Raw genomic sequence first — 13,738 nt, 5'->3', positions numbered from 1 at the left:
TACAACCTGTTTACGTTTAAGCGCTAATTACTCAGCACTACCTGCTAGATTAAGCAGATCTGCCAAGTTTTGCTCAGCTTCGCTTGCACTAATAACGGGAGCTTCTTCAGCTTGACCTTTATTAGCACTCACTTGGTTGCGTTTCTGATGATACGCATAACCCGTACCGGCAGGAATCAAGCGACCAACAATCACGTTCTCTTTCAGGCCACGTAGCTTATCGCTCTTACCGCCAACGGCAGCTTCAGTCAATACGCGTGTCGTTTCCTGGAACGATGCAGCCGAGATAAACGACTCAGTCGCCAGAGAAGCCTTAGTGATACCTAGTAGTTCACGTTCGAACTTAGCTGGTGCCTTACCTTGCGCTTCAAGTTCGCGGTTAGCGATCTTAACGCGCGAGACTTCAACTTGCTCACCAGGTAGGAAATCACTATCACCCGCTTCGGTGATTTCGCACTTACGAAGCATCTGACGGATAATCACTTCAATGTGCTTATCGTTAATTTTTACGCCCTGTAGACGGTATACGTCTTGGACTTCATTAACGATATAGTTAGCCACTTTGTGAATACCACGCAGACGCAAGATATCGTGCGCCGCTTCTGGACCGTCAGCAATAACCTCACCACGTTCGACTTTTTCACCTTCGAACACGTTTAGGTTACGCCACTTAGGAATCATCTCTTCATATGGCTTACCACCATCTGCAGGAGTGATCACTAGACGACGCTTGCCTTTGGTCTCTTTACCAAACGAGATAGTACCTGAGTACTCAGCAAGAATTGCAGGCTCTTTTGGTTTACGCGCTTCAAACAAGTCGGCAACGCGTGGTAGACCACCGGTAATATCGCGCGTCTTAGACGATTCTTGTGGAATACGTGCCAACGCATCACCAACGTTAATTGGTGCATTATCGTCTTGGTTTACAATCGCCTTACCTGGTAAGAAGTATTGCGCTGGTACTTCAGTACCTGGGATCATCAAGTCGTTGCCATCGGCACCCACTAGACGGATCGCAGGGCGCATCTCTTTACCGGCTGCAGGACGTTGACCAACGTCTAACACAACAATCGAAGACAGACCCGTTAGCTCATCGGTTTGACGTGTCATAGTGACACCGTCAATCATATCAACGAACTTGATACTACCCGCCACTTCAGAGATGATTGGGTGAGTATGCGGATCCCAGTTAGCGATGATTTCACCAGGATTAACTGATGCATCTTCTAACTTTTCTAAGATGGTACCGTAAGGGACTTTGTAACGCTCTTTCTCACGACCTAGCTCATCAATGATAGCCAGTTCTGATGAACGCGATACGATAACCAGCTTGCCTACACTGTTCTTAACGTGCTTAGCGTTATGCAGTTTTAGCGAACCAGCATTCTTAACTTGGACGTTGTTTTCTGCAGACGCTCGAGATGCCGCACCACCAATGTGGAAGGTACGCATCGTCAGCTGTGTACCTGGCTCACCAATTGACTGAGCAGCAACAACACCGATAGCTTCACCTTGGTTAATGATATGGCCACGAGCCAAATCACGACCATAACAAGCAGCACAAACACCGAAGTCAGTATCACAGCTAATAACAGAACGAACGATCATCTCATCGATTGAATGCTCTTCTAACGTGTCACACCATGCTTCATCAAGCAGGGTGTTACGAGGTACAAGTACATTCTCTGTACCTGGGTAGTAAACATCTTCTGCTACTACGCGACCAAGCACACGTTCACGTAACGGCTCAACAACATCACCACCTTCAATCAGCGGCTTCATTGTTAGACCTTCGTGGGTACCACAATCGTCTTCGATAACAACTAAGTCTTGCGCAACGTCAACTAGACGGCGAGTCAGGTAACCCGAGTTCGCTGTCTTAAGTGCCGTATCCGCTAGACCCTTACGTGCACCGTGAGTAGAGATAAAGTACTGGAGTACGTTTAGACCTTCACGGAAGTTAGCCGTAATTGGGGTTTCGATGATTGAGCCATCTGGCTTAGCCATCAGACCACGCATACCCGCTAGCTGACGAATCTGTGCAGCACTACCACGAGCGCCTGAGTCGGCCATCATGTAGATGCTGTTGAACGATGCTTGAGTCTCTTCTTCACCATCACGGTTAATCACTGTCTCAGTAGACAGGTTATCCATCATCGCTTTAGAAACTTTTTCGTTCGCACTTGCCCAGATATCGATGACTTTGTTATAACGCTCACCTGCGGTAACCAGACCCGACTGGAACTGTTCTTGAATCTCAAGTACTTCAGCTTCAGCATCTGCTACAAGCGTGTACTTCTCATCAGGAATAACCATATCGTTAATACCAACAGAGGCACCCGATACTGTCGCAAAGTGGAAACCGGTATACATCAATTGGTCAGCAAAGATAACGGTATCTTTAAGACCTAGTTGACGGTAACAAGTGTTCAATAGCTTAGAGATCTGCTTCTTACCCATGTTTTGGTTAACCAAATCATACGATAAGCCTTTTGGCAGAATCTGAGATAACAGTGCACGACCCACAGTAGTATCTACGATACGACGTGCTTCTGTACGCTCACCATTGTCAGCAATCGTTGTCTCTGTGATACGTACTTTAACGCGCGCATGTAGCTCAGCCACACCTGTACGGTAAGCTTTTTCTACTTCATCAACAGATTCAAACGCCATGCCTTCACCTAAACCATTCACGCGCTCGCGACTGGTGTAGTAAAGACCCAATACAACGTCCTGTGACGGTGTGATCACTGGCTCACCGTTTGCAGGTGAAAGGATGTTGTTGGTCGACATCATTAGTGAACGTGCTTCTAGCTGCGCTTCGAGCGTTAGCGGCACGTGAACAGCCATTTGGTCACCATCGAAGTCGGCGTTGTATGCCGCACAAACGAGTGGGTGTAGCTGAATCGCTTTACCTTCAATAAGGACAGGCTCGAACGCCTGGATACCCAATCTGTGCAGTGTTGGTGCACGGTTAAGCATCACTGGATGTTCGCGGATCACGTCATCTAGCACGTCCCATACTTCAGGTACTTCACGTTCAACCATCTTCTTAGCAGCTTTGATGGTAGTAGCTAGGCCACGACCTTCTAACTTGCCATAGATGAATGGCTTAAATAGCTCAAGTGCCATCTTCTTAGGAAGACCACACTGGTGTAGACGTAAAGTAGGACCTACGGTAATTACCGAACGACCAGAATAGTCAACACGTTTACCTAGCAAGTTCTGACGGAAACGACCTTGCTTACCTTTGATCATATCGGCCAAAGATTTAAGCGGACGCTTGTTAGAACCAGTAATAGCACGACCACGACGACCATTATCTAGTAGCGCATCAACAGACTCTTGCAACATACGCTTTTCGTTGCGCACGATGATGTCTGGAGCAGCTAGGTCTAATAGACGCTTTAGACGGTTGTTACGGTTGATCACACGACGGTAAAGGTCGTTCAAATCAGACGTAGCAAAACGACCGCCATCTAGTGGAACTAGAGGACGCAAGTCAGGTGGCAGAACCGGTAGCACTTTGAGGATCATCCACTCAGGCTTGTTGCCTGAAGTGAAGAACGCTTCAATGAGCTTAAGACGCTTAGTGATCTTCTTACGACGAGTCTCAGAGTTGATTGATGGCAACTCTTCGCGCATCATCTCAATCTCTTTTTCAAGATCGATAGCACGTAGCAATTCAAGAACTGCTTCTGCACCCATCTTAGCTTCGAACTCATCACCGTACTCTTCGAGTGCGTCAAGGTAATTTTCTTCAGTCAGCATTTGGCCGCGTTCAAGGCTGGTCATGCCAGGCTCGATCACAACAAATGATTCGAAGTAAAGTACACGTTCGATATCACGCAGTGTCATATCTAGCATCAAACCGATACGGGACGGCAGTGATTTCAAGAACCAAATGTGTGCCACTGGGCTTGCTAGATCAATGTGACCCATACGCTCACGACGTACTTTAGTCTGGGTAACTTCTACGCCACACTTTTCACAGATCACACCACGGTGCTTAAGACGCTTATACTTACCGCATAAACATTCATAATCTTTTACTGGACCAAAAATACGCGCACAGAACAAACCTTCACGCTCAGGCTTGAAAGTACGGTAGTTGATGGTTTCTGGCTTCTTAACTTCACCAAATGACCAAGAGCGGATGAGATCTGGCGACGCTAGGCCAATCTTGATCCCTTCAAATTCTTCAGTCTTGCTTTGCTGTTTCAGAAACTTTAATAAGTCTTTCACGTTTCTCTCCTGAAGGAGTTAAACCGGGTGCTCCGCTTGCGCGGAGCACCGTTTATTGCCAAACTTCGGCGATGGCCAAGTCTTACTTTTGATCCAACTCGATATTAATACCGAGTGAACGGATCTCCTTCAGCAATACGTTGAAGGACTCAGGCATACCTGGTTGCATCTGGTGGTTACCGTCGACGATGTTCTTATACATCTGAGTACGACCGTTAACATCATCAGACTTAACAGTAAGCATCTCTTGTAGAGTGTAAGCGGCACCGTATGCTTCAAGTGCCCATACTTCCATCTCACCGAAACGCTGACCACCAAACTGAGCTTTACCGCCCAGTGGTTGCTGAGTAACAAGACTGTAAGAACCAGTTGAACGCGCGTGCATCTTATCGTCAACCAAGTGGTTAAGTTTAAGCATGTACATGTAACCTACGGTTACTGGACGTTCAAATTGGTTACCGGTACGACCATCAAACAAGGTGCGCTGTCCAGAAGTAGGAAGACCAGCTAATTCAAGCATCTCCTTAATTTCTTTCTCTTTTGCACCATCGAATGCTGGCGTCGCAGTCGGAACACCGCCTCTTAGGTTCTTAGCAAGACGAATAACTTCTTCATCAGTAAATGAATCGATATCAACGCGCTGTTGCACGTCTTCACCAAGTTCATAAACTTGCTTGATGTAGTTACGAAGCTCTGCAAGCTCGCGCTGCTCTTCTAGCATAGCAGTGATCTTGTCACCGATACCTTTCGCCGCTGCGCCTAAATGCACTTCAAGAACCTGACCGATGTTCATACGCGATGGTACACCTAGTGGGTTCAATACGATGTCCACTGGGTTACCATTTTCGTCGTACGGCATATCTTCTACAGGGTTAATCTTAGAGATAACACCCTTGTTACCGTGACGACCCGCCATTTTATCACCAGGCTGAATAGTACGTTTAACTGCTAGGTAAACCTTAACAATCTTAAGTACGCCAGGCGCTAAGTCATCACCTTGAGTGATCTTACGACGCTTAACTTCGAACTTCTTATCGAAGTCAGCTTTTAGCTCTTCCGCTTGCTCAGCTAACTGTTCTAGTTCAGTTTGCTTAGTTTCATCGTCGATAGTTTGCACTAACAACTGTGAACGAGGAATGGCATCAAGCTGGGCTTCAGTGTAGCCAGCACCTATTAATAGGTTGCGAGCACGGCCAATCACACCATCTTCAAGAATCTTAAATTCTTCAGTGAGGTCTTTCTTAGCCTGGGCGATATGCATCTCTTCGATTTCTACCGCACGCTTATCTTTCTCAACGCCGTCACGGGTAAATACCTGAACGTCGATGATGGTACCTTTAACTGAGTTAGGTACACGTAGTGAGCTATCTTTAACATCAGATGCTTTTTCACCGAAGATCGCACGCAATAGCTTCTCTTCTGGCGTTAGCTGAGTTTCACCTTTAGGTGTCACTTTGCCCACTAGGATGTCGCCACCCTTAACTTCAGCACCAATGTAAACGATACCTGATTCATCTAGCTTAGAAAGCGCAGACTCACCTACGTTTGGAATATCAGCAGTGATCTCTTCGCTACCCAACTTAGTATCACGAGCGATACATGAAAGCTCTTGAATGTGGATAGTGGTGAAACGATCCTCTTGCGCAACGCGCTCAGAGATTAAGATCGAATCCTCGAAGTTGTAACCATTCCAGGGCATGAACGCGATACGCATGTTCTGACCAAGTGCCAAATCACCTAAATCGGTAGATGGGCCATCGGCAAGTACGTCACCACGAACAACTGGGTCACCAACGCTGCAACATGGACGCTGATTAATACAGGTGTTCTGGTTAGAACGAGTGTATTTGGTCAAGTTGTAGATATCGATACCAGCTTCACCTGGAGTCAATTCTGCTTCGTTTACCTTAACTACGATACGGCTAGCGTCAACGTAATCAACATAACCACCACGCTTAGCTGCAACAACAACACCTGAGTCAACCGCTAGCGTACGTTCGATACCCGTACCAACCAGCGGCTTATCGGCGCGCAATGTTGGAACCGCTTGACGTTGCATGTTCGCACCCATCAATGCACGGTTAGCATCATCGTGTTCTAGGAACGGGATCAGTGACGCAGCAACTGAGATGATCTGTTGTGGCGATACGTCCATATATTGAACGTCGGCAGCGCGCATAAAGGTAGATTCACCCTTATGACGACAAGCAATTTGCTCTTCAACCATACGGCCATCGGCATCAAGCTCAATGTTAGCCTGTGCAATAACGTAACGGCCCTCTTCGATTGCTGACAAGTAATCAACTTGATCAGTGATCACACCATCAATTACCTTGCGGTAAGGTGTTTCAAGGAAACCATAAGAGTTAGTGCGTGCAAAGCTTGCTAACGAGTTGATTAGACCAATGTTTGGACCTTCAGGGGTCTCAATTGGACATAGACGTCCATAGTGAGTTGGGTGAACGTCTCGAACTTCGAAACCTGCACGCTCACGTGTCAAACCACCAGGACCAAGAGCCGAAATACGGCGCTTGTGAGTCACTTCTGATAGTGGGTTGTTTTGGTCCATGAACTGAGACAGCTGAGAAGAACCGAAGAACTCTTTCACTGCAGCAGAAATAGGCTTAGCGTTGATCAGATCTTGAGGCATTAGCTCATTCAGATCGCCAAGGCTTAAACGCTCACGTACGGCACGCTCTACACGAACGAGACCTACACGGAACTGGTTTTCAGCCATTTCGCCAACACTACGGATACGACGGTTGCCCAAGTGATCGATATCATCGACTTCATCATTACCGTTACGGATCTTGATGATGTTTTGCATTACTGCAACGATATCTTCTTTGGTCAGAATGCCAGTACCTTCGTCATCGTCGATACCGAGACGACGGTTGAACTTCATACGACCTACTTTAGATAGATCATAGCGCTCTTCGCTAAAGAACAAGTTCTGGAATAGGGCTTCTGCAGCATCTTTGGTTGGTGGCTCGCCAGGACGCATCATACGGTAGATCTCAACTAACGCTTCTAAGCGGTTAGTTGTAGAATCGATACGCAACGTGTCAGAGATATATGCACCGTGATCAAGCTCGTTGATGAACAGTGTATCGATCTCTTTGATACCAGCCATTGAAAGCTTAGCAAGATCTTCTAGGCTGATCTCTGCGTTTGCAGACACCAACACTTCGCCCGTATCTGGGTCGATATAATCTTGTGCAGAAATCTTGCCTGAGATGTATTCAACTGGTACTTCAAGCTCAGTCGTGTTGGTTTTCTCTAGTTGCTTAATATGGCGCGCAGTAATACGACGTCCTTTCTCAACTAAGATAGTACCTTCAGCATCTTTAATGTCGTAGCTTGCTGTTTCACCGCGAAGACGGTCAGCGACTAGCTCCATTACCAAGGTATCTTTCTTAATCTTGTATTGAACGCGTTCAAAGAACAGATCAAGGATATCTTGAGTAGAGTAGTCTAGTGCACGCAGAATGATTGAAGCCGCAAGTTTACGACGACGGTCAATACGAACAAATAGCGCATCTTTTGGATCGAACTCAAAATCCAACCATGAACCACGGTAAGGAATAATACGTGCGTTATACAGCACCTTACCAGAAGAGTGGGTCTTACCACGGTCGTGATCGAAGAATACACCGGGACTACGGTGTAACTGAGATACGATAACACGCTCAGTACCATTGATAACAAAAGTACCGTTATCAGTCATCAGAGGGATATCCCCCATATAGACTTCTTGTTCTTTAATATCTTTTACTGTGCCAGGTGCCGCTTCACGGTCATACAGTACCATACGTAACTTAACACGTAGTGGTGCTGAGTATGTAACACCGCGAATTTGACACTCTTTCACATCAAAAACAGGCTCACCTAGTTTATAGCTGACATATTGCAGCTCAGAATTACCAGAAAAGCTCTTGATGGGAAAAACGCTACGGAAAGCGGCTTCTAAACCACGCTCGCCTGTAGGATCTTGATCGGTGAACTTCTTAAAGGAGTCCAACTGGATTGACAATAGGTAAGGGATATCCAAAACTTGTGGACGCTTACCAAAGTCTTTGCGAATACGCTTCTTTTCAGAATAGGAGTAAACCATGGGTTTCCTCTGATTGCGAGATGTGACCAAGACTGAATCAACGCTAAGGGGTTGAATCAGCACGTTTGCCCATCACCGTTGAAAGCAAGAACCTAACCAGTAATCTCTGCTAGGGACTGCAAAATCTGGCGACAAACGGTGAAAAAAAAATCGCCAACGCTTACAGCGCAAAAAAGGCCGACGGTTAAAAAACCGCCAGCCTCCGCCCGATGACTCGGGTGGGATGTAAGTTATATTATAACTTACTTGATCTCTACTGCAGCACCAGCTGCTTCAAGTTCAGTTTTAAGAGCTTCAGCTTCTTCTTTAGAGATAGCTTCTTTAACTGCTACTGGAGCAGATTCAGCCATACCTTTAGCTTCTTTCAGGCCTAGACCTGTAGCGCCACGAAGTGCTTTAATAACAGCAACTTTGTTGTCACCGTGAGAAGTAAGAATTACGTCGAATTCTGTTTTCTCTTCAGCAGCAGCAGCTTCGCCACCACCAGAAACAACAGCAGCAGCGGCAGAAACGCCGAACTTCTCTTCCATTGCTTCGATTAGTTCAACAACTTCCATTACAGACATTGCTGCAAGGGCTTCTAAGATTTGGTCTTTAGTGATAGACATAACAAAAAATTCCTAATTGTACTGAATTCAATTTAATTAAGCGGCTTGTAAAATTAAGCAGCTTCTTTCTGATCGCGTAGAGCGGCCAATGTACGAACGAACTTGCCTGCAGATGCTTCTTTTAGAGTCATCATGAACTGAGCTAGTGCTTCTTCGTATGTTGGTAGTTTTGCTAAACGATCAATGTTATCTGCAGGGATTAGTTCCCCTTCAAAGGCTGCTGCTTTGATCTCAAAGTTACCTTGTACTTTAGCGAAGTCTTTAAGAAGACGCGCTGCTGCACCTGGATGCTCATTAGAGAATGCGATCAAAGTAGGACCTGTAAACGTATCGCTAAGGCACTCAAAAGCAGTACCTTCAACAGCGCGTTTAACTAGAGTGTTACGTACAACTTTAACGTACACACCAGCTTCACGAGCGGCTTTACGAAGACCGGTCATATCACCTACAGTTACACCGCGTGAATCGGCAACAACTGCAGATAAAGCACCTTTGGCAGCTTCGTTGACTTCAGCAACAATCGCTTTTTTGTCTTCGAGTCTTAATGCCATTGGCTTTACTCCTGGATTCTATCTAGGGAATTCCCTAGCAATTACCAAACTAAGTCAATTAACTTAGTTACTTACGGCGCGAATATCCAGGCAGAATAAAATCTAACTGGGGTCCGACACCGTCTACGTAGGAAATTAAGTTAGCGCACTGCGTTAACACCTACGGTCTTGGACGAGGGTCTATTCTGTAATACTAAAAGTAGTACGAAAATAGACCTCAACCCACAAAGTGCGCGCATTATATGCTAACTTGCCCACTTTGTAAAATCATGCCAAGAAATTAAGCTGCTGGAGTCAGAGTGCTCTGATCAACTGCCACACCTGCACCCATAGTGGTAGAGATGCTTACTTTCTTAACGAAAACGCCTTTAGCAGCAGCTGGCTTAGCTTTGATAAGCGCGCCAAGTAGAGCTTCTAGGTTTTCTTTTAGTTGAACAGTATCGAAATCCACTTTACCGATAGTAGTGTGGATAATACCGTTCTTGTCATTGCGATAACGCACTTGACCTGCTTTAGCGTTCTTAACTGCTTCTGCAACGTTTGGAGTCACAGTACCAGTTTTAGGGTTAGGCATTAGACCACGTGGGCCTAAGATTTGACCTAACTGACCAACAACGCGCATTGCATCTGGAGATGCGATAACTACGTCGAAGTTCATTTCGCCAGCTTTAACTTGTGCAGCAAGGTCATCCATACCAACAAGTTCAGCACCGGCTTCTTTAGCAGCGTCAGCGTTAGCGCCTTGAGTGAACACAGCAACACGTACATCACGACCAGTACCGTGTGGAAGTACAGTTGCACCACGCACGTTTTGGTCAGATTTACGTGGGTCAACACCTAGGTTAACCGCTACGTCTACACTCTCAACGAACTTAGCAGTTGCTAGTTCTTTAAGAAGTGCAACAGCTTCGTTGATGTCGTAGCTCTTAGTTACTTCTACTTTTTCGCGGATCAAACGCGCGCGTTTAGTTAGCTTTGCCATGATATTAATCCTCTACTACCAAACCCATTGAACGCGCAGTACCTTCAATTGAGCGAATCATCGCTTCAATATCAGCACCAGTCATATCAGCGGCTTTAGTCTCAGCGATTTCCTGGACAGCGCTACGCTTGATAGTTCCCACTTTTTCAGTGTTAGGACGGCCTGAACCAGACTTAAGACCCGCTGCTTTAAGCAGTAGGAACGAAGCTGGAGGAGTCTTAGTTTCAAAAGTGAAAGAGCGATCAGTGTAAACAGTGATAACAACAGGAATTGGCATACCTTTCTCGAACTTCTCAGTACGAGCGTTGAATGCTTTACAGAATTCCATGATGTTAACACCTTTCTGACCCAATGCAGGGCCAACTGGTGGCGACGGGTTTGCAGCACCGGCTGCTACTTGTAGTTTGATGTAACCATCAACTTTCTTTGCCATGAGACATTTTCCTCAAGTATGGGTACAAACGCTAAAGGCGACATGCCTATTAGCTCCCCGAAAATAATGGCTGCGGATTATACAAAAATCCGCAGCCATTTCCAATACGTTTTGCGCTTTATTTAATCAGCTCTTTTCGATCTGGCTAAAATCAAGCTCTACTGGCGTTGAACGACCAAAGATCATTACCGATACTTTGACGCGGTTCTTCTCGTAATCGACTTCTTCTACCGTGCCGTTAAAGTCAGCGAATGGACCGTCGGTCACGCGCACGACTTCACCAGGTTCAAACATCACGCGATGCGTTGGCGACTCAGTAGTTTCTTGTAGACGCTGTAAAATCGCATCGGCTTCTTTATCTGAAATCGGCGCTGGACGATCTGACGTACCACCAATGAAGCCCATTACACGAGGGATGCTTTTCACCAAGTGCCAGCTTTCGTCATTCATTTCCATCTGGACTAATACATAGCCAGGAAAAAATTTACGCTCACTCTTACGACGCTGGCCTGCACGCATTTCAACCACTTCTTCAGTCGGTACTAAGACCTCACCGAAATAGTGCTCCATTTCATGCATTTTGATGTGTTCAAGCAATGATTTACATACGCGACCTTCATAACCCGAAAAGGCCTGAACCACATACCATCTTTTTTTAGCTTCAGTCATACGAAATGCCTATACGCCTGTAATAAAATTAACAATTCTCAGCAATACGGCATCCATACCCCAAAGGATAAGTGCCAGAATACCGGTTGCCGCTAAAACGATAAAAGTCGTATTTAGCGCTTCTTGACGCGTAGGCCAAACCACTTTACGAACTTCAATGTGCGACTCACGAGCAAAGGTCAACGCTTGCTTGCCTTTCTCGGTTTGAAGAGCGATAAAGCCGGCTATTGCGAATGTCACTACGACACCGATAGCACGGACTAATACGCTTGCTTCGCTATACATTTGATTAGCAATAATGGCAGCGGCCAGCAGAATAACTACTACGCCCCATTTAACGATATCAAGAGAGTTACCCTGATTTTCAGTATTTGTTGTCATCGGTTACTTCCGTTACTCACTACGACCTGAGCTTAAGTTTGGTCAGTCGCAAAATTCTTTATCAAGTAAGATTTTGTTGACCATACCACTGTATGCCCGAGCTTACCCACTACTAGAGCAAAAAGTAAGCCCTGAGGGTCAAAAATCGGCCATAGATTGTATTCTTATTCACTACAATTGGCAAGGCGACTCAGGACTTGTTACCAACAAATATTAGTGACTAAAAATGAAAAAGGCAGCCTAAGCTGCCTTTTTCAGTATTGTGTTAAGACACTTTGCGATTAAGCAATGATCTTAGCTACAACACCAGCACCAACTGTGCGGCCACCTTCACGGATTGCGAAGCGTAAACCTTCGTCCATCGCGATTGGGCAGATTAGTGTTACTGTCATCTGTACGTTATCACCAGGCATTACCATCTCTACGCCTTCTGGCAACTCGATAGTACCGGTTACGTCTGTTGTACGGAAGTAGAACTGTGGACGGTAACCTTTGAAGAATGGAGTGTGACGTCCGCCTTCTTCTTTTGACAGAACATAGATTTCTGACTGGAATGTTGTGTGTGGAGTGATTGAACCAGGCTTAGCCAATACTTGACCACGCTCAACTTCATCACGCTTAGTACCACGTAGTAGTACACCACAGTTCTCGCCTGCACGACCTTCGTCAAGCAGTTTACGGAACATTTCAACACCAGTACAAGTGGTCTTAGTAGTATCGCGAATACCAACGATTTCTACTTCTTCACCTACTTTGATGACACCGCGCTCTACACGACCAGTTACAACAGTACCACGGCCAGCGATTGAGAATACGTCTTCGATTGGAAGAATGAATGCACCGTCAATTGCACGCTCTGGCTCTGGAATATAAGTATCTAGTGCTTCTGCAAGCTCAATGATCTTAGCTTCCCACTCTGGCTCGCCTTCTAGGGCTTTAAGCGCAGAACCTTGGATAACTGGTAGGTCATCACCTGGGAAGTCATATTCAGATAGAAGTTCACGAACTTCCATTTCTACTAGCTCTAGAAGCTCTTCGTCATCAACCATGTCACACTTGTTCATGAATACGATGATGAAAGGTACGCCAACCTGACGTGAAAGCAGGATGTGCTCACGAGTCTGTGGCATTGGACCATCTGTAGAAGCTACTACTAGGATCGCGCCGTCCATTTGGGCAGCACCAGTGATCATGTTTTTAACATAATCCGCGTGACCTGGGCAGTCTACGTGTGCGTAGTGACGTGATGGAGTGTCATATTCGATGTGAGAAGTATTAATTGTAATACCGCGCTCACGCTCTTCTGGAGCGTTATCGATTTGTGCGAAGTTACGAGCTTCACCGCCGTATGTCTTAGTTAATACAGCAGAGATTGCTGCAGTAAGAGTGGTTTTACCATGGTCAACGTGACCGATGGTGCCCACGTTTACGTGAGGTTTGCTACGTTCAAATTTTTCTTTAGCCATGGTATTGCCCCAATTAGAGATACTTGGTGATGAAATCTACATACAACAAAAAATCCGATGCATTTATGACATCGAATCGATTCATTAAGATAATTAGGGGACTTTAGTAGGAGCTGAAGGCAGTTATCGAGAACTGACCCTTTATAGATGGGATTGCTCTTAGATATGGGCACAATCAGCGAAAATTGGAGCGGATGGCGGGAATCGAACCCGCGTTATCAGCTTGGAAGGCTGGAGTAATACCATTATACGACATCCGCGCAACCTAACTAAGGTTACCTAACTACCT

At 45.9% G+C, this 13,738-nt stretch carries 9 protein-coding genes and 1 tRNA gene; all 10 read right to left on the bottom strand.

From position 1 onward, the window contains the following. Nucleotides 1-27 precede the first annotated feature (27 nt). Nucleotides 28-4,245 carry a DNA-directed RNA polymerase subunit beta' gene (gene rpoC / locus AC5YBX_RS00670; protein ID WP_494520354.1) on the bottom strand — a complete coding sequence of 1,406 codons (4,218 nt, stop codon included), beginning with the start codon at nt 4,243-4,245 and terminating at the stop codon, nt 28-30. Between the two features lie 82 nt (nt 4,246-4,327). Beyond that, nucleotides 4,328-8,359 carry a DNA-directed RNA polymerase subunit beta gene (rpoB, locus tag AC5YBX_RS00665; protein ID WP_494524220.1) on the bottom strand — a complete coding sequence of 1,344 codons (4,032 nt, stop codon included), beginning with the start codon at nt 8,357-8,359 and terminating at the stop codon, nt 4,328-4,330. Nucleotides 8,360-8,601: 242 nt separating this feature from the next. Continuing rightward, nucleotides 8,602-8,967 carry a 50S ribosomal protein L7/L12 gene (rplL, locus tag AC5YBX_RS00660; RefSeq protein WP_028767981.1) on the bottom strand — a complete coding sequence of 122 codons (366 nt, stop codon included), beginning with the start codon at nt 8,965-8,967 and terminating at the stop codon, nt 8,602-8,604. A 53-nt stretch (nt 8,968-9,020) separates the two neighbouring features. Next, nucleotides 9,021-9,518 carry a 50S ribosomal protein L10 gene (rplJ, locus tag AC5YBX_RS00655; protein WP_110456993.1) on the bottom strand — a complete coding sequence of 166 codons (498 nt, stop codon included), beginning with the start codon at nt 9,516-9,518 and terminating at the stop codon, nt 9,021-9,023. Between the two features lie 280 nt (nt 9,519-9,798). Continuing rightward, the gene (gene rplA / locus AC5YBX_RS00650) at nt 9,799-10,500 is read right to left on the bottom strand and encodes a 50S ribosomal protein L1 (protein WP_494520356.1); all 702 of its coding nucleotides are present in this window, start codon (nt 10,498-10,500) and stop codon (nt 9,799-9,801) included. A 4-nt stretch (nt 10,501-10,504) separates the two neighbouring features. Beyond that, the gene (gene rplK, locus AC5YBX_RS00645) at nt 10,505-10,933 is read right to left on the bottom strand and encodes a 50S ribosomal protein L11 (RefSeq protein WP_110456995.1); all 429 of its coding nucleotides are present in this window, start codon (nt 10,931-10,933) and stop codon (nt 10,505-10,507) included. 126 nt (nt 10,934-11,059) lie between these two features. Then, the gene (nusG, locus tag AC5YBX_RS00640; RefSeq protein ID WP_110456996.1) at nt 11,060-11,602 is read right to left on the bottom strand and encodes a transcription termination/antitermination protein NusG; all 543 of its coding nucleotides are present in this window, start codon (nt 11,600-11,602) and stop codon (nt 11,060-11,062) included. 9 nt (nt 11,603-11,611) lie between these two features. Beyond that, a complete protein-coding gene (secE, locus tag AC5YBX_RS00635; RefSeq protein ID WP_494524219.1) occupies nt 11,612-11,983 on the bottom strand; it encodes a preprotein translocase subunit SecE in 372 nt (123 codons plus the stop codon). Between the two features lie 281 nt (nt 11,984-12,264). Beyond that, entirely contained in the window at nt 12,265-13,449 is a 1,185-nt protein-coding gene (gene tuf, locus AC5YBX_RS00630) for an elongation factor Tu (protein ID WP_494520352.1), read from the bottom strand. 186 nt (nt 13,450-13,635) lie between these two features. Then, nucleotides 13,636-13,709, bottom strand: a tRNA-Gly gene (locus AC5YBX_RS00625). Nucleotides 13,710-13,738: the final 29 nt, after the last annotated feature.

The sequence above is a fragment of the Shewanella sp. 492 genome, assembly GCF_059338445.1.
Note: the sequence above shows the minus strand (reverse complement) of the source record. Positions and strands in the feature narration are given on the sequence as shown.